The organism is Microbacterium sp. WCS2018Hpa-9 (assembly GCF_031843745.1).
In the GTDB taxonomy this organism is placed as follows: Bacteria; Actinomycetota; Actinomycetes; order Actinomycetales; family Microbacteriaceae; genus Microbacterium.
In genome coordinates this window covers 40,816-57,245 of the sequence record NZ_JAVTIY010000002.1, presented here as the reverse complement: position 1 = coordinate 57,245, position 16,430 = coordinate 40,816, and the positions used below count along the sequence as shown (strand labels likewise).

Annotated in this window: 15 protein-coding genes; 11 read left to right on the top strand and 4 right to left on the bottom strand. The window is 67.7% G+C overall.

The features are described 5' to 3' along the window. Positions 1 to 3: 3 nt before the first annotated feature. The 10 genes from RQG82_RS04040 to RQG82_RS03995 all read left to right on the top strand — a co-directional run bounded on the left by RQG82_RS04040 (position 4) and on the right by RQG82_RS03995 (position 10,152). Positions 4 to 1,023, top strand: coding sequence for a LacI family DNA-binding transcriptional regulator (locus RQG82_RS04040; RefSeq protein ID WP_042541402.1), 1,020 nt, complete (start codon positions 4 to 6; stop codon positions 1,021 to 1,023). After that, entirely contained in the window at positions 1,020 to 2,567 is a 1,548-nt protein-coding gene (locus RQG82_RS04035) for a sugar ABC transporter ATP-binding protein (RefSeq protein WP_311257851.1), read from the top strand. The genes RQG82_RS04040 and RQG82_RS04035 overlap by 4 nt, the downstream gene beginning before the upstream one ends. Before the next feature lie 180 nt (positions 2,568 to 2,747). Beyond that, on the top strand, positions 2,748 to 3,749 hold the full coding sequence (locus tag RQG82_RS04030) for a substrate-binding domain-containing protein (protein WP_311257850.1): 1,002 nt from the start codon (positions 2,748 to 2,750) through the stop codon (positions 3,747 to 3,749). 95 nt (positions 3,750 to 3,844) lie between these two features. Continuing rightward, the gene (locus RQG82_RS04025; protein ID WP_311257849.1) at positions 3,845 to 5,452 is read left to right on the top strand and encodes a sugar ABC transporter ATP-binding protein; all 1,608 of its coding nucleotides are present in this window, start codon (positions 3,845 to 3,847) and stop codon (positions 5,450 to 5,452) included. Continuing rightward, positions 5,449 to 6,516, top strand: a complete 1,068-nt coding sequence (locus RQG82_RS04020; RefSeq protein ID WP_311257848.1) for an ABC transporter permease — start codon at positions 5,449 to 5,451, stop codon at positions 6,514 to 6,516. The genes RQG82_RS04025 and RQG82_RS04020 overlap by 4 nt, the downstream gene beginning before the upstream one ends. Beyond that, positions 6,513 to 7,550, top strand: a complete 1,038-nt coding sequence (locus RQG82_RS04015) for an ABC transporter permease subunit (RefSeq protein ID WP_311257847.1) — start codon at positions 6,513 to 6,515, stop codon at positions 7,548 to 7,550. Before RQG82_RS04020 ends, RQG82_RS04015 begins: the two co-directional genes overlap by 4 nt. A gap of 217 nt (positions 7,551 to 7,767) precedes the next feature. Beyond that, positions 7,768 to 8,058, top strand: coding sequence for a type VII secretion target (locus RQG82_RS04010; protein ID WP_311257846.1), 291 nt, complete (start codon positions 7,768 to 7,770; stop codon positions 8,056 to 8,058). Next, positions 8,058 to 9,371: a putative T7SS-secreted protein gene (locus RQG82_RS04005; RefSeq protein WP_311257845.1), complete on the top strand. Its 1,314-nt coding sequence runs from the start codon at positions 8,058 to 8,060 to the stop codon at positions 9,369 to 9,371. The genes RQG82_RS04010 and RQG82_RS04005 overlap by 1 nt, the downstream gene beginning before the upstream one ends. Positions 9,372 to 9,472: 101 nt before the next feature. After that, entirely contained in the window at positions 9,473 to 9,868 is a 396-nt protein-coding gene (locus RQG82_RS04000) for a hypothetical protein (RefSeq protein WP_311257844.1), read from the top strand. Continuing rightward, complete coding sequence (locus tag RQG82_RS03995; RefSeq protein WP_311257843.1) at positions 9,868 to 10,152, top strand: WXG100 family type VII secretion target; 285 nt, start codon at positions 9,868 to 9,870, stop codon at positions 10,150 to 10,152. Before RQG82_RS04000 ends, RQG82_RS03995 begins: the two co-directional genes overlap by 1 nt. 17 nt (positions 10,153 to 10,169) lie before the next feature. Here the strand turns inward: RQG82_RS03995 and RQG82_RS03990 are convergent, their stop codons facing one another. From RQG82_RS03990 to RQG82_RS03975, 4 genes are all read right to left on the bottom strand, one after another. Further along, entirely contained in the window at positions 10,170 to 12,038 is a 1,869-nt protein-coding gene (locus RQG82_RS03990; protein ID WP_396653552.1) for a glycoside hydrolase family 127 protein, read from the bottom strand. Next, on the bottom strand, positions 12,035 to 12,925 hold the full coding sequence (locus RQG82_RS03985) for a carbohydrate ABC transporter permease (protein WP_311257841.1): 891 nt from the start codon (positions 12,923 to 12,925) through the stop codon (positions 12,035 to 12,037). The genes RQG82_RS03990 and RQG82_RS03985 overlap by 4 nt, the downstream gene beginning before the upstream one ends. Before the next feature lie 5 nt (positions 12,926 to 12,930). Then, entirely contained in the window at positions 12,931 to 13,836 is a 906-nt protein-coding gene (locus RQG82_RS03980; RefSeq protein ID WP_311257840.1) for a sugar ABC transporter permease, read from the bottom strand. A gap of 71 nt (positions 13,837 to 13,907) precedes the next feature. Continuing rightward, a complete protein-coding gene (locus tag RQG82_RS03975; protein ID WP_311257839.1) occupies positions 13,908 to 15,203 on the bottom strand; it encodes a sugar ABC transporter substrate-binding protein in 1,296 nt (431 codons plus the stop codon). A gap of 187 nt (positions 15,204 to 15,390) precedes the next feature. On the opposite strand from RQG82_RS03975, the gene RQG82_RS03970 reads away from it, so the two are divergent. Beyond that, positions 15,391 to 16,413: a LacI family DNA-binding transcriptional regulator gene (locus tag RQG82_RS03970; RefSeq protein WP_311257838.1), complete on the top strand. Its 1,023-nt coding sequence runs from the start codon at positions 15,391 to 15,393 to the stop codon at positions 16,411 to 16,413. Positions 16,414 to 16,430: the final 17 nt, after the last annotated feature.

The following is a 16,430-nucleotide window of genomic DNA, read 5'->3' as shown; positions in this document are numbered from 1 at the left end:
TGCATGGCGAACGTCGGCTCAGACAAGCCCAACATCCGTCAGGTCGCGACCATCGCGGGCGTCTCGCACATGACGGTGTCGCGTGTTCTCAACGATCACCCGAACATCAAGCCCGACACGAAGCGCCGCGTCCTCGAGGCGATCGAAGAGCTCGACTACCGTCCGAATCTCGTCGCCAGGGCGCTCGCCACCCAGCGCACCCGACGCATCGGCGTGATCGTCGAGAGCGCGGTGGCGCACGGCCCCACCAGCATCCTGCGGGCCGTCGAGCTGTCGGCGCGTGCCACCGGATACTCGGTCACACCGATCGCTCTGCACGAGGGTGACGCGCTGTCTCCCCAGGAGGCGGTCGATCACCTCGTGACGCAGGGGGTCGACGCGCTGTGCGTGATCGCGCCCCGCTCGTCGTCGGTGGCGGCTCTGCGGCGCATCGCCATCACGGTGCCCATGCTCGTGGTCAAGGCCGACGCCGACCCGACCTTCCTCACGGTGTCGATCGACCAGCACGCCGGCACGACGTCGGTGGTCGACCACCTCGTCGCGCTCGGGCACCGAGACATCCTGCACCTCTCCGGCCCGCTGGACTGGCTCGATGCGAGAGCGAGAGAGCGCGCGTTCCACACGAGGGCCAAGTCGTGGGGCATCCGAGAGCGGCCGATCGTCGTCGGAGACTGGTCGGCCGACTTCGCCTACGACTTCGCGAAGGGCCTCACCCGACTGCCCGACTACACGGCGATCTTCGCCGCCAACGACGACATGGCGATGGGTCTGATCCACGGCTTGCACGACAGGGGCTTCGAGGTGCCGAGAGACCTCAGCGTGGTCGGGTTCGACGACATCCCGCTCGCGCGGCACTTCATCCCTCCGCTCACGACGGTGCGCCAGGACTTCGGAGCGCTGGGCGTCGCGGTGGTCGAGATGCTGCGCGCGGCCATCGAGGGTCGCGACATCCCCGCACTCACCCGGATCCCGACCGAGCTCGTCGCCCGCGGATCGTCGGCCGCACCCAGGGAGGTGCGATGACCCCCGACCGTGGTCCCGAGCCGGTGGTGCGGCTCGAGGGCATCACGGTCGAGTTCCCCGGAGCGCGTGCGCTCGACGGCGTCGACTTCCGGCTGTTCCCCGGCGAGGTGCACGCCGTGATGGGTGAGAACGCCGCGGGCAAATCGACGCTCGTCGCAGTGATCACCGGCACCCTCTCTCCTGACGAGGGCGTGGTGTTCGTCGACGGCGACCCGCGTCGCTTCTCGGGGGTCGCCGACAGCCGCGCAGCCGGCATCGCGACGGTGTTCCAAGAGGCGCAGTTGAGCCCCAACCTCAGCGTCGCGGAGAACGTGATGCTCGGGCGGGAGCGCCGGGGCCGGTTCGGCATCGACTGGCGCAGGACCAGGGCGGATGCCGCCGAGGCGCTGGCCAGGCTGGGACTCGACGACCTCGATCCGAAGACGCCGCTGTCGATGCTGACGCCGGCGCAGAAGCAGCTGGTCGCACTCGCTCGCGCGGTCGTCGACGACCCGAGGGTGCTCATCCTCGACGAACCCACGTCGAGTCTCGACGTCGCCGAGGTCGCCACACTGATGCGGGTCATCCGGGGTCTGCGGCAACGGGGTGTCGCGATCCTGTTCATCTCGCACTTCCTCGAGCAGGCGTTCGCGATCAGCGACCGCATGACCGTGCTGCGCAGCGGGCGACGCGTGGGCGAGTATGCGACGCGCGACCTCGACAGAGCCGACCTGATCTCGAAGATGCTCGGCAAGGACATCGACAGTCTGAGAGCGCTCGGTTCGGAGCGCAAGGCGCACCACTACGCGTACGACGGAGAACCCGCGATGCAGGCGTCCGGTGTCGGTCGACGCGGCGAGCTGGAGCGGATGGACGTCGAGATCCAGCGGGGAGAGATCGTGGGGCTCGCGGGGCTCCGGGGGTCGGGGCGCACCGAGCTCGCCTCGCTGCTCAGCGGTTCGGTGCGCACCGACAGCGGAGAGCTCTGGGTCGACGGCGAACGGGTGCAGCTGCGCAGCCCGTCGGCGGCGCTGCGGCACCGCATCGCGCTGTCGGCCGAGAATCGGGGAACGCAGGGCATCATCGGCGAGCTCACGGCACGCGAGAACATCATCCTGTCGCTGCAGGCGCTGCGCGGATGGACTCGTCCGCTCTCGTATGCCGAGTCCCGGGGGCTGGTCGAGACCTACGTCGAGGCGCTGCATCTCGACCCTGCGGATCTCGACCGTCCGGTCGGCATCCTGTCGGGCGGGACGCAGCAGAAGGTGCTTCTCGCGCGAGCGCTGGCGGTGCGCCCGCATGTGCTGATCCTCGACGAGCCCACCCGGGGGATCGACATCGCGGCGAAGGTCGATGTGCAGCGCCGCATCAGCCAGCTCGCCGGAGACGGAGTGGCGGTCGTGTTCATCTCGTCGGAGCTCGAAGAGGTCGTGCGGCTGAGCGATCGCATCATCGTGCTCAAGGACCGCGAGAAGATCGGCGAGCTCAGCAACGGTCCGGGTGTGACCGTCGACACCGTGGTCGAGATGATCGCCGCCGAGCTGAGCCACAGCGCGGAACTGTGATCGGTAACAACTTCTCTCCGCGTTGAACGCCGCGATTTGGTAACGAACCCTTGTGTTCCAGAAATTGTTCCCGGTAACATCGCCGCAGGACATGCGAAGCAGCTGTCCTGCAATCACGACAGGACCATGACTGGTCCGCCACTGCCGGAGTGACCACCGGCATCTCAAAGAGGAGAAGAAATGTCCGCGAAGAAGCGCATCCGCGTCGCGTTCGGCCTGGCAGCAGTCGGCGCACTCACCATCGGCCTTGCGGCCTGCTCGACCGGCGACTCCGGTGCCGGCGGCGGCGACGGAGGCTCAGAGGAGATCACCACCGTCGGCTTCGTGGCCGTCGGCCCCGAAGGCGCATGGCGCGAGGCGAACGAGCAGAACATCCAGGACACCTTCACGGAGGAAGCCGGATACGAGCTCAAGTACGCCCCCGCCACGAACCTCGACCAGAAGTCGCAGATCGACGCGTTCACATCGTTCGTCGACGAGGGTGTCGACGTCATCCTGCTGTCGGCCACCGAGGCCTCCGGCTGGGAGGACTCGCTCAAGCGTGCGCAGGAGGCGGAGATCCCCGTCATCCTGCTCGACCGCGGCATCGAGCCCGACGACGACAGTCTGTATGTCACCCGCATCGCCCCCGACAACGTCGAGGTCGCCAAGGAGGTCGGCACCTGGGCTGCGGCCACATTCCCCGACGGCGGCAACTACGTCGTGCTCGAGGGGCCGGCCGGTGTCGGTGTCGTGAACGAGCGCAACACGGGCTTCGACGAGGGCCTCGGCGACTCGTCGCTCACGAAGCTCGACGCGCAGACCGCGAACTGGTCGGCGGAAGAGGGCAAGAGCGTCTTCGAGACGATGCTGAAGTCGTCGAACAACGACATCCAGCTCGTGTTCGCACAGAACGACGAGATGGGACTCGGCGCGGCGCAGGCGGCGGAAGAGGCCGGACTCGTCGTCGGTGAAGACGTCAAGATCGCCACGATCGACGGCACGAAGAACGCCATGCAGGCGCTCGCCGACGGTCAGCTCAGCTACGTGCACGAGTACAACCCGCTGTTCGGCGAGACCGCGATGGAGGTCGTCGAGAAGGCTCTCGCCGGCGAAGAGGTCGAGTCGTACATCGTCGTCCCCAGTGAGGCGTTCGACTCGGCGGAGGCGGCCCAGGCCGTGCTCGCCGACCGCAAGTACTGACCGAGCACCGAACCCGACGCCGGAGTGATCCGGCAGCGAGCCCGGGTGGGGCAGGAGCACTGCGCCACCCGGGTTCTGCGGACGGAGAGACAGCGATGAACGAAGCACTGCCCATCGTCGAGATGCGCGGGATCTCAATCGAGTTCCCGGGCGTGAAAGCCCTCGACGGGGTCGATTTCCGGCTGTTCCAGGGCGAGGTCCACGCGCTCATGGGAGAGAACGGCGCAGGAAAGTCGACTCTGATCAAAGCCCTGACCGGCGTCTACCGGATCGACTCGGGGTCGATCGTCGTCGCAGGTCAGGAGCGCAGTTTCAGCGGCGCCGGCGATGCGCAGGATGCCGGGATCTCGACGGTGTACCAAGAGGTCAACCTCGCGCCCAACCTCTCGATCGGCGAGAACGTGATGCTCGGTCACGAGCTGCGAGGTGTGTTCGGCATCAACTGGACGGCCACCCACCGGGCCGCGACCGACGCGCTCTCCCGACTCGGGCTGGGGCACCTCGACACGCGCCGACCGCTCTCGACGCTCTCGATCGCGCTGCAGCAGCTCGTCGCCATCAGCCGCGCGATGGCGATCAAGGCCAAGGTGCTGATCCTCGACGAGCCGACCTCCAGCCTCGACGCCGCCGAGGTCGAGGGCCTCTTCACGGTGATCAGGGCTCTGCGCGACCAGGGCGTCGCCATCCTCTTCGTCTCGCACTTCCTCGATCAGGTCTATGCGATCAGCGACCGCCTGACGGTGCTGCGCAACGGACTGTACGAGGGCGAGTACCTCACTCGCGACCTCGACCGTCACGCCCTCATCTCGAAGATGATCGGCAAGGACCTCGACGCGCTCAAGTCGCTCGGGGGCAATCGCCGCCGTGCACCGCGCGAAGCCGACGAGAAGCCGCTGCTCGCGGCATCCGGAATCGCACGACGAGGCGCGGTCGAGGCGACCGACTTCGACATCCGCCCCGGCGAGGTGATCGGCTTCGCCGGTCTGCTGGGATCCGGGCGCACCGAGCTCGCCCGACTGCTCTACGGCGCCGATCGTGCCGACGAGGGCACGATCGAGCTGCACGGAGACCGGGTCGACCTCAAGTCGCCCGCCGACGCGCTGCCTCGGCGCATCGCCTTCTCGACCGAGAACCGCCGTGACGAGGGGATCATCGGTGACCTGACCGTGCGCGAGAACATCATCCTCGCGGTGCAGGCCGAGCGCGGATGGGCGCGGCCCATGAGCCGCAAGGAGCAGGATGCGATCGTCGACCGCTACATCGAGCAGTTCAACGTGCGCCCTGCCGACCCCGACCGCATGATCAAGAACCTCTCGGGAGGCAACCAGCAGAAGGTGCTGCTCGGTCGCTGGCTCGCCACGAAGCCCGAGCTGCTGATCCTCGACGAGCCGACGCGCGGAATCGACGTCGGAGCCAAGGCTGAGATCCAGGAGGCGGTGGCCGAGCTCGCCGAAGACGGCGTCGCCGTGGTGTTCATCTCATCCGAGCTCGAAGAGGTCGTGCGTCTGTCGGAGCGGATCGTCGTGCTGAAGGACCACCGCAAGATCGGCGAGATCCAGAACGGCCCCGACGTCACCGCGCAGGTGATCGTCGATGTGATCGCCGCTCACGGAGTGGAGGCCGCTGCCGAGACGCTCGACGACACCGACGGCGCCGTGCCCGATAGCATCGCCCCCACGACCGACAAGGAGGCAGCGCGATGACCGCGTCAGCCGGCACCACCATCTGGCGGGACCTGATCCACAAGCCGTTCTTCTGGGGCATCGTCGCGATCCTCGCGCTGCTCGCCCTGAACGTGATCAAGGACCCGACCTACCTCGCGCTCTCGATCAACCCCAACAACGGCAACCTCGTCGGCAACCTGATCGACATCCTGCGCCAGGCGGCGCCGATCATGATGATCGCGATCGGGATGTCGCTCGTGATCGCCACCGGTGGCATCGACCTCTCGGTCGGCTCGCTGATGGCCGTCGCCGGGGCTGTGTCGATGGAGTTCCTCAGCGCCGCCGGCGACTCCTTCGGTGCCGCGCTCGCCGCGGTCGGACTCGCGCTGGTGATCACCGGCATCCTCGGGGCGGTCAACGGTCTGCTCGTCGCCTACGTCGGGCTGCAACCGTTCATCGCCACCCTCGTGCTCATGCTCGCGGGCCGAGGCATCGCCAAGGTGATCACGGGCGGACAGAACACCACGGCGTCGAACGATGCGTTCCGGTGGATCGCCAACGGCTTCGTGATCGGCATCCCCGTGGTGTTCATCCTCGCCGTGCTCATCGTGATCGCCGTCGGCTGGGTCGTCAGGCGCAGCGCACTGGGGCTCATGATCGAGGCGATCGGCATCAACCCCCGGGCCAGCCGCATGGCCGGCATCAAGCCGAAGGGCCTGCTGCTCACGGCCTACATCATGAGCGGCATCCTGGCGGGAATCGCGGGGATCATGTCGGTCGGCAGCGTCATGACGGTCGACATCTCGCGCACCGGGTATCAGCTCGAGCTCGACGCGATCCTCGCGGTCGTCATCGGCGGCGCATCACTGGCCGGCGGAAAGTTCTCGCTCAGCGGCGCGTTCGTCGGAGCGCTGCTCATCGCCACGCTCGACAAGACCGTGCTCTACCTCGGGGTCTCGTCGTCTGCGACGCCGGCATTCAAGGCCATCGTGATCGTCGTGCTGTGCCTGTTGCAGTCGCAGCGGGTGCGCAACTGGTTCCGCTCGCGTCGCAAGCCCCGGCCGGTCGAACAGATCATCGCCAAGGAAGAGGTGTCCGCATGAGCGTCGTGACCGCCACCCCCGCTCCGCAGACGACCGAGACCATCGTCGACCGCGTGCGACGCATGATCACGGCGAATCCGTCTGTGCTGCCGACGATCGCCTCGGTCGTCATCTTCGCCGGTATGGTGATCTTCGGCGAGGTGGCCTACGGCCGCATCCTGCAGTTCAACACGCTGTCGAACCTGCTGATCAACAACGCGCACCTCATCGTGCTGGCCGTCGCGCTGACCTTCGTGATCCTCACCGGCGGCATCGACCTCTCGGTGGGTTCGATCATCGCCGTCTCGTCGGTCGCCGGAGTGATGCTCTCGAACGCCGGATGGAACGCGTTCGCCGTGATCATCGCGATGATCGGCATCGGTGTGCTCTTCGGCATCGTCTCGGGCGTGCTGATCAGATACTTCGACGTGCAGCCGTTCATCGCGACGCTGGCGATGATGTTCCTCGGGCGCGGCCTCGCGTCGCTGCTCAGCACCAAGCCCGAGCGGGTCGGTGAGGAATCGCCGATCCGCTGGATCGGCACGCAGCTGAAGATCATCGACGGCCCCAAGGTGAACGACCTCGTGATCACCCCTGCGGTGCTCGTCGCCGTGATCGTCGTGGCCGCCGCGTTCTTCGTGCTGCACCGCACCCGCACGGGGCGCACGGTCTATGCGATCGGCGGCTCCGAGAGCTCCGCTCTGCTGATGGGGCTTCCCGTGCAGCGCACCAAGGTGCTGGTGTACGTGATCAGCGGTGGCCTGGCCGGACTGGCGGCTGTGCTGTACACCGCACGACTCGGAACCGCGCAGAACATCACCGGCATCGGGTGGGAGCTCGACGCGATCGCCGCAGCGGTGATCGGCGGCACCGTGCTGACCGGTGCCTACGGCTACGTGCTCGGGTCGGTCATCGGGGCCCTGGTGCTCGGACTCATGAACGTGCTGATCACGCGCGACGGGGGCATCCCTCCCGAGATGACGACCATCATCACCGGCGGCATCCTGCTCGTGTTCGTGCTGCTGCAGCGGGCGGTCACCCGAAAACGGGAGTAGCGCCGTTCGCATCGCGTGAATGACCCCCTGTCCGGTGGATGGGGGGTCATTCGCGTGATCGGGGGAGCGGTAGACGACCGCGGTCCGGCGGGGGATCTCGGGCAGCTGGGAGCTTCGATCGCGCAGCATCCCTGAACACCGGTATGTAGCATTCTTCGTCTCTAATGCGCCCCGTATGAAGACGTAAAGTCGTCATTCGGGACCTACCGGGGGTGCGATGGCAGATGTGGAGACGGACGAGCTCCGAGCTTTCGCGACGAAGGCAGCGGCTGTTCGGGGAGATTTCGGTTCGGCGGTGGTCGCGCAGTCGTCGGGTCTGGGCGAGGACTGGGTCGATGCGGCGGTGGCCCGATTCGGCGACACCTGGACGACCGCGCTGGGGCGGCGCCTCGGGGATGTCGACATGTTGGCGGAGAACCTGCGGCAGACGGCCGAGGTGTTCGATCAGGGTGACGAGGCATCGAGCAGCGAACTCGACCAGATGATCTGGGCCGAGAGCGACTACTGATGCCCGAGTTGGGGATGACGAACGACCCGATCGCACTGATTCCGGGCTCGTATGCCGCGGCGCACACGGTCGCGTCGGCGTGGCGGTCTCGGTCAGAGGCTGCCACCGCCCTTCGGGACGGGTTGCGGGGCCTTGAGGTCGATTCCGCGTGGACGGGGTACCCATACGAGAAGTACCTCGAGCGAGCCGAGTACGTGCGGTCGTCATCGCAGAAGTGCGGCGAGCACCTGATGAGCGGTGCCGCTGCTCTGTCGGCCTATGGGGATGCGCTGCGGTGGGCGCAGGAGGAGGCCGCGCGGGCGATCGACCTGTGGGGGCAGGCGGAGACCGCAACGGTCGCCTCGCACCAGGAGCACCGGGTGAAGGTGCGGGAGCTGGAGCGCGACCTCGGCCTGCGGCACGTCGAGCTCGATGTCCCGTTCGTCGATGGCGGGGCGGACCTGCGCGCGCAGGCCGTGGAGGTCTTGACCAACGCGCGGGGCGTGCTGGATCGCTACGCCGTGGATGCCGCGAACGCGATCCACGAGGCGGCGGACGCGGCGCCCCTGGAGACGCCGAAGCAGGCGGAGAGCACGAAGAACTGGGCGGTCGCGGGGGCGATCGGCACGGTCATGTTCGAGACCGCCGTCCTCAACCCGGCGATCGACCAGCTGAACTTCATCGCCTCGATGAGCAACGCGCTCATCAACCACCCCGACATCCTTCTCGAACTCCTCGGCGGAGTCGCCCTCGTCGTCGGCGGCGGCACCATGATCGGCGGCGGAGGCGCCCTCGCCCTCACCGGGGTGGGCGCTGCACCCGGTGGCGGCGTCGCGTGGGCCGGGGTGGGGGTCGCCGGAGCGGGCCTCGCAGCGGCCGGGCACGCCAGTACCCGCTGGATGAACGAGGCGACCGGTGACGATGCCAACCGCATCGTGGAGCGTCCGCCACCGCACCCCGAACACGGGGGTCGCGACATCAAGGGCCACTGGAACGGCGACGGCCAACGCCCCTGGGTCGACACCGAGAAGACCGGGTTGGATCGAGTCGCCGAGGAGACCGGTGCTGACGTCATCAGCACCAAGGTCCGCGCAAGCATCGAGGGGTATCACTACAAGCCCGGAGCGACCTCAGATCAGGTCAGGTACTACGACGGCTTCTTCAAGAATCCCGACGGCACCTACACAGGCATCGAGGTCAAGGGCGGCACCGGGACCCGCGATGCAGCCCAGCGAGGATTTGACAGCACGGTCAGTCCCGAACGCCCCGCTACCGTCGTCTACAACGGCGAGAAGATTCAGATCACCAAAGTGCTATTGAGAGAAGTGAAGTGACGAAGCCAACGCATATCAGTCAGATGAACGGGTCCTCCCGTGGTGCGCTAATCGACTATGTCCGCCCCTACCCGGATCAGATCCGATTCTCATTGAATCGGATGAACGGGTCGTCATTCTGGGCCTGGAGCCTCTGGCGGGCGCCGGAGGGCGCTGACCTGCTCGACAGCATCCCTCTCAGCGAGGAGTACATGCAGTGCGCCGGCACCGCCGAGGCACTGGCCCTCGAGGTGCGTCGCCTCGACCCTGACGGTAACGCCCACCAATACGCGATCGGCAAGCCCGGCGGTGACCTCGCAGGCGAGCCCACCGAAGTGATCCATTTCGACAATGGTCGATACTTCACCACCGTCTACCCGCACGAGGTCTTCACGGCTGACGAAGCAGCCGTCGTCTTCTACACGTACTTCCTCACCGACGAGGTCTCTCAGCCCTACGAGCTTCGAGAACTCGACCTGAGCTGGCCGAAACCCGAATCCGACGCAGGCGTCAGCTGATGCGCATCCGCGTAGAGCACGAACCGCTCGCCGAGTCGATCGCGGTTCTCGCTGGCACCGCAGATCGGATTCGCGGTCTTCTCGACGAACTCGACTCGGAGGCCTCCGGGCTGAGACAGCTGTGGACCGGGCACGCCCAAGAGTCGTACTCCCGCGCTCAACGCGAATGGACCGAGTGCGCCGACGCCATGCAGACCGCGCTCACCAGCGCCGCGACCGCCGCTGCCCGTGCTCAAGCCCGCACCCGTGACGCCGAAGCCCACGTCGCGAGCCTCTGGAGCTGAGCCTCCCCCTGAGGTCATCAGGTCGGCGGGATCCACACGCGCATGGTCGACGGACCGCGCTGAGCCCAGTCGTGGTACGGGACGAGAGCAACCTCGCTGACCTCATCGGTCGAGCGGCGTCGCACGGGCAGCACGACCCTGCCGTCTCGCTCGATCGGGTTCCCGGCGACGACCACATCGCCGACATCCGCTCCGAGATCGATCGATTCCACGACCAGCACCTCGGGGCCGCGCTCGATCGCGACGCTGCCGCGCACGGCATCCACCATCGGATGCGGTGATGTGGCCCTCGCGGCGATCGGCAGGCTGAGCTCGACGACGTCGCCGGCGCGGAACGATCGCGTCACCCACACGGAACCCACCGAGGCGGGCTCCGATGACTCCTCGTCGCCCGAGCGCACCCGCACGACGGCGCCGTCGGCCCACGAGGGCACTCGCAGCGTGAGCGTGAACTCGGCATCCTCGGCGATCGTGACCCGCACATCGCCGTCGGCGGGGTAGTTCGTCGACACGTCGAAGGCCACGATCCGCCCGTCGGGCAGAACGGTCCGCACGGATGACGGCGCGTACTGCTGCAGCTGCACGCCGTCGTGGTCGGCTGTGGCGACATACGCACCGAGGCTCGCGAAGGTGCGGGCCACGTTCGGCGGGCAGCACGACACCTCGAACCACGGGGCGCGCAGCGACGACGAGGCGCGCGGCGACGTGGCATCCGGATCCGCCGGCGTTCCCGGCGTGCGCTGATGCAGCGTGTTGGCGTAGAAGAACGCGCGGCCGTCGTCGGCCGGAGACGTCGCTACCACGTTGAAGAGGGTGCGTTCGATGAGGTCGGCATGCCTGACGTCACCGGTCGCGAGCAGCAGACGCCACGAGAACATGATCGATCCGATCCCGGCGCAGGTCTCGGAGTAGGCGCGGTCGGGTGGCAGCTCCCAGTCGTCGCCGAACGCTTCGTCCTGGTGGTGCGATCCCTGGCCACCGGTCACATAGGTGCGGCGCTCGACCGTGCGATCCCACTGACCTCGCAGGGCGTCGAGCAGCTCGGCATCCGACTTCTCCATCGCCACGTCGGTCGCTCCGGAGGCGAGGTAGTTGGCGCGCACCGCGTGGCCGCGCAGCGCCTCGGCATCGCGCACGGGCACGTCGTCTTGGAAGTACTCCTGCCCCCATTCGATCTCGCCCAGCGATCCTCGGCCGTGACGCTCGACGAACAGCGCAGCCTGATCGACGTAGCGCGGCTCGCCGAGAGCGCGACCGAGTTCGGCCAGTCCCACCTCGACCTCGGCGTGCCCGCAGATCGCCTCGCGCCCGTCGGCGCCGAACTCCTGGCACACGAGGTCGGCGGCGCGGCGGGCGACGGCGATGAGGCCGTCGTCGGCGTCGGGTTTCGTGCGCACCCGGGCGACGGCCGCCTGGAACAGATGCCCGAGGCAGTAGAGCTCGTGCCCCCACTCGAGGTCCGACCAGCGCTCGCGCTGACCGGCGCGCCCGAACATGGTGTTGAGATAGCCGTCCGGCTCCTGCGCGGCGGCGACCCGGTCGACCACCCGGCGGAACCGCTGCTCGAGTTCGCCGTCGGCCGCGGCATCCGTGCGTCCGATCTCCCACGCCATCGCCTCGAGGAACTTGTAGATCTCGGAGTCCGCGAACTCGCGCCCGCGGCGCCCGTCCGGCAGCGTGCCGGCGGCGGCGAGGTCGAAGTTGGGCAGCCACCCCTCGGACTCGAGTCGCGACTCGATGTGCGTGAGCGTGGCAGAGCCGTTCACGGTCTGGCGTTCGCCCCAGAATCCTCCGAGGATCCGCACCTCGTCGAGTCCGAGAGGGCGCAGGCGACCGTGCGTGGGAACCACGGGGGCGGCCGGTGAAGTGGTGTCGAACATGGTCATCCCTTGAAGGCGCCGGACATGAAGCCGCGCACGTAGTGTCGTTGCAGGATCAGGAAGAGCAGGATGCAGGGGAGCGCCAGCACGACGACCCCCGCCTCGGTGGCGCCGTAGTCGACGACGCCCTGCACCTGCCCTCGGAGGTTGGCCACCGCGAGCGGAAGCGTCATGCGGTTCGTGTCGTTGATGAGGATCAGCGGGGCCATGAAGTCGTTCCACGCCGTGAGGAACGCGAAGAGCCCGACCGTGACGAGCCCCGGCTTGACCGCCGGAAGCAGCACCCGCCACAGGGCGCCCCAGCTGGAGCATCCGTCGACCATCGCCGCTTCGTCCATCTCTCTCGGGATCGACTCGAACGAGATGCGCATCATGAACATCGAGAACGGCAGCTGGAACATCGTGATCACGAGCGCGACGCCGACGAGTGAATTCTGCAGGCCCACCGAGTTGAGGATCACGTAGAGCGGGATCAGCAGCGTCGCATACGGCACCATCAGGATCGCGAGGGTCAGCAGGAACAGCGCGTTCTTGCCGGGGAACGAGAACCGTGCGAACGCATAGCCGCCGAGCAGCGAGATGAACAGCGTCAGAGCCACCGTCAGCACCGAGACGAACAGCGAGTTGCCGAGGTACACCCAGATGCCGGCCTGGTACTCGCCGAGGGCGGCGTAGTTGCCGAATCCCCAGCCGTCGGTCTGGCTGGTGCCGGCCATCGGGCTCACCGACGAGACGCCTGTCCAGATCAGGGGATAGAGGAAGATCACCGCGAGGGCGGTCGTGAACACCCAGTAGGGGATGCCCAAGACGACGCGGGCGGCCTTCGAGCGGTACCGCGGCGCGGTGGGCTGATGGTTCGGCGCGACGATGGTGCGGGTCAGGGTCTGGGACATGATTCTCAGCTCTCATCCGTGCGGCGGAACGCGCGCAGCTGGAAGACGTTGATGACGACGAGGGCGAGCAGCACGATCACCGATAGCGCACCGGCGATGCCGAGGCTGTTCTGGCCCTGGAAGGCCACGTTGTAGATCAGCTGCACGACCGTCATGGTGCTGTTGTCGGGACCGCCCTTGGTGAGGATGTAGAACTGCTCGAACGCGAGCAGCGACCCGGTCACGCACATCACGGTCGTGAGCGCGAAGGTCGGCTTGAGCAGCGGCACCGTGATGTCGCGGAACGTCTGCCAGCGGTTCGCGCCATCGATGCGGGCGGCCTCGTAGACGTCGTCGGGGATGCCCTGCAGGCCCACCAGCATCAGCAGCATGTAGAAGCCCGCGTAGCGCCAGACGATCAGGAAGATCGTCGACCACAACGCCCCTTCGGGAGTGCCGAGGAAGGTGATTCCCCACGACTTCATCAGGTTCGCGAACGGACCGGCGATGGGCGAGTACAGAACGTAGAACAGCAGAGATGCGGATGCCAGGCCGAGGGCGCTCGGGATCAGGAACGCAGTGCGCAGAAAGCCCTTCCACCGCGTCGACTCCTGCACGAGCAGGGCGAGGCCGAGCCCCAGGCCGATCAGGATGACGGTCGTGATGAGCGTGTAGAGAAGGGTGAAGCGGATCGAGTCCCAGAAGAGGCGGTGGGTCACCGCATCCGTGTAGTTCTCGGGGAAGTTGATGCCCTGGTTGCCGCTCAGCAGCGGCCAGTCGGATGCTGACATCTGAACCACGAGCACCAGCGGGACGATGAACAGCAGGGCGACGAAGATCGCCGTCGGGGCGGCGTAGAGCCAGCCCTGCACCGGGCCGTCGAACGCGGTGCGCGGCCTGCGGCGACGCAGCGGGGGTGCGGTCGAGGTCATCTCGTTCTCTTTCGATCGGGGACTGACGAGGTCGATGCGGGGGCGGCGTGCGGCGCCGCCCCCGCGGCGGATCACTGCGACAGGATCGCGGTGATCTCCTCGTTGTCGGTCGGCACGGCATCCTCGCCGTTCAGCACCGCGTTGCGCACCAGCGTCAGCCACGGGCTGCCCGGCGCGTTGAACGCCTGCTGGAAGTTGAGCGCCACCGGGGTGTCGCCTTGAGCGGCGACCTCGTTGATCGTGATCAGCCGAGGGTCGGCGGCCGCGTACTCGTTGTCGGCGAGGTCTCCGCGCGAGACGGCGTTGCCGTCCTTGGCGAGCACCTCGACCTGCGCCTCCTCCGACATCATCCAGTTGAGGAAGTTCCAGGCCTGCGCCGCCTTCGTCGAGTCCTTCGAGATGCCGATGCCGTCACCGCCGACGAACGTCGAGGCTCCGCCGTCGACACCGGGGATGCCGGCGACGCCGGCGTCGAACTCGAGGGAGGGGAGAAGCGTGGCGGGGAACGGCATCACGCCGACCTTGCCCTCGCTGAACGCGGCGGTCCAGGTGGGGCCGGCCTCGTCGGTGGAGGAGGGGAGGATCGCTCCGGCGTCCTGCAGCTCGGCCCACGTGTCGTAGACGGCCTGCGCCGAGTCGCCGTCGAGCAGCGATTCGGTGCCGTCGTCGCTCATGACCTCGTCACCAGACGCCCAGATCGAGGGGAACCAGGTGAACACCAGGCATCCGCCGCAGTTGAGGCCCGTCGCGGTGCCGTAGGTGTCCGGCTTGTTCAGCGCCTGCACGGCCATGGCCGCCTCGGCGAACTCCTCGAGCGTGGCCGGCGCCTTCTCGGGGTCGAGGCCCGCTTCGGCGAACAGCTCCTTGTTCCAGAACAGCATCGACAGGTCGAGCGCGAAGGGCAGCACGTACTCGGCGTCGTCGACCGTGCCGGCAGAGAGATGGCCGGGGTTGATCTCGTCTTTGAAGTCGAGACCGTCGATCTGCTCGGACATGTCCTGGAACAGGCCCTGCTGCGCCCAGTTGGGCACGTAGACGATGTCGGCCGCGAACAGATCGGGCAGGCCGTCCGACCCGGCGGCGGCGCCGACCTTCGCGACGTAGTCGTCGTTGGGGACGACGGTGAGCTCGACCTGGTTCTCATGGCTCGCGTTGTAGGCGTCGACGAGCAGCTTGGCCTGGCGCTCGATCGGAGCGCGTGTCCACAGCGTGAGCGTCGTGCCGTCGTCGGTTCCCTCGGCGGGGATCGGTACGTCTGCGGCGGTGTCTGCGGCGGGCGCGCAGGCGGCGAGGCCGCCGACGAGCAGGCCGGCCGCGATGACCGCGGCGGACGCTCGGCGCACGGCGTGAGTGCGGGTGGTGATCATGGTGGGGGACTCCTCTGGCTCGTCTTCGAGCGGATGCGGGTGGCGCTTCGACCGTGCAGCGCCGGTGTGGAGGTGGTGTGGAGATCGAGCTTTCGAAATCTACGAAAACCCTTTCGAAAAGGTATAGCGTGGATTCGGCGGGGGCGTCAACCCTCGTTCCGATAACCTTTCAGCAACAGGGAGTGGGATGAGCGACGCGACTGCAGCACGGGCGGTGACCCTCGGTGATGTCGCCGCGCGCGCCGGAGTGTCGATCTCGACGGCGTCCAAGGCGCTGAACGACCGCGGCGATGTCTCGGCCGCGACCCGGGCCAAGGTGCGGGCGATCGCGGACGAGCTGTCCTTCACGCCGAACGCCATGGCCCGAGGCCTGCTCGCCGGGCGCACGGGCACCGTCGGTCTGCTCACGAGCGACCTCGAGGGTCGGTTCATGCTCCCGATCCTGATGGGGGCCGAGGACGCTTTCGGCGCCGGCCGCATCAACGTGTTCCTGTGCGACGCGCGCGGCGACGCGATCCGCGAGCAGCACCATCTCAAGGAGCTGCTGAGCCGCCGGGTCGACGGCATCATCGTCGTCGGTCGGCAGACAGATCCGCGACCGTCGCTCGGGCAGGAGCTTCCCGTGCCGGTGGTCTACGCGTACGCGCCGTCCGACGACCCTCGCGACCTGTCGCTGACGCCCGACAACTACGCCGGCGGGCGCCTCGCGATCGAGCACCTGCTGGCCTGCGGACGCCGCCGGATCGCCCACGTCTCGGGCGACCCCGCATACGCCGCGGCGCAGGACCGTCTCGCGGGGGCCAGGGCCGCGCTCGGCGAAGCAGGGCTCGAACTGGTCGGCGAGCCCATGTTCTCCGAGTGGACCGAGCACTGGGGCCGGGATGCCGCCGCGATGCTGCTGCAGCGGCATCCCGACATCGACGCCGTGTTCTGCGGTTCAGATCAGATCGCTCGCGGAGTGCTCGACTCGGCCCGCGATCTCGGACGCACCGTGCCAGACGACCTCGCGGTGATCGGCTACGACAACTGGGAGGTTCTCGCGACCAACGCGCGGCCCGAGCTCACCAGCATCGACGCGAACCTTCAGCAGCTCGGCCGTCAGGCCGCACTGCGGGTGTTCGACGCGATCGACGGGATCGACATCGGCGAGGGTGCGCACCACCTGCCGGTGCGCCTCGTGATCCGCGGATCGACGATCGCCCGGCGCTGAGGGGCGCCCCGTCGTTG

Excerpts from the sequence above, each read along its gene's own strand:
- RQG82_RS04040 (WP_042541402.1), top strand. The coding sequence starts at position 4 with ATGGCGAACGTCGGCTCAGACAAGCCCAACATCCGTCAGGTCGCGACC.
- RQG82_RS04035 (WP_311257851.1), top strand. The coding sequence starts at position 1,020 with ATGACCCCCGACCGTGGTCCCGAGCCGGTGGTGCGGCTCGAGGGCATC.
- RQG82_RS04030 (WP_311257850.1), top strand. The coding sequence starts at position 2,748 with ATGTCCGCGAAGAAGCGCATCCGCGTCGCGTTCGGCCTGGCAGCAGTC.
- RQG82_RS04025 (WP_311257849.1), top strand. The coding sequence starts at position 3,845 with ATGAACGAAGCACTGCCCATCGTCGAGATGCGCGGGATCTCAATCGAG.
- RQG82_RS04020 (WP_311257848.1), top strand. The coding sequence starts at position 5,449 with ATGACCGCGTCAGCCGGCACCACCATCTGGCGGGACCTGATCCACAAG.
- RQG82_RS04015 (WP_311257847.1), top strand. The coding sequence starts at position 6,513 with ATGAGCGTCGTGACCGCCACCCCCGCTCCGCAGACGACCGAGACCATC.
- RQG82_RS04010 (WP_311257846.1), top strand. The coding sequence starts at position 7,768 with ATGGCAGATGTGGAGACGGACGAGCTCCGAGCTTTCGCGACGAAGGCA.
- RQG82_RS04005 (WP_311257845.1), top strand. The coding sequence starts at position 8,058 with ATGCCCGAGTTGGGGATGACGAACGACCCGATCGCACTGATTCCGGGC.
- RQG82_RS04000 (WP_311257844.1), top strand. The coding sequence starts at position 9,473 with ATGAACGGGTCGTCATTCTGGGCCTGGAGCCTCTGGCGGGCGCCGGAG.
- RQG82_RS03995 (WP_311257843.1), top strand. The coding sequence starts at position 9,868 with ATGCGCATCCGCGTAGAGCACGAACCGCTCGCCGAGTCGATCGCGGTT.
- RQG82_RS03990 (WP_396653552.1), bottom strand. The coding sequence starts at position 12,038 with ATGACCATGTTCGACACCACTTCACCGGCCGCCCCCGTGGTTCCCACG.
- RQG82_RS03985 (WP_311257841.1), bottom strand. The coding sequence starts at position 12,925 with ATGTCCCAGACCCTGACCCGCACCATCGTCGCGCCGAACCATCAGCCC.
- RQG82_RS03980 (WP_311257840.1), bottom strand. The coding sequence starts at position 13,836 with ATGACCTCGACCGCACCCCCGCTGCGTCGCCGCAGGCCGCGCACCGCG.
- RQG82_RS03975 (WP_311257839.1), bottom strand. The coding sequence starts at position 15,203 with ATGATCACCACCCGCACTCACGCCGTGCGCCGAGCGTCCGCCGCGGTC.
- RQG82_RS03970 (WP_311257838.1), top strand. The coding sequence starts at position 15,391 with ATGAGCGACGCGACTGCAGCACGGGCGGTGACCCTCGGTGATGTCGCC.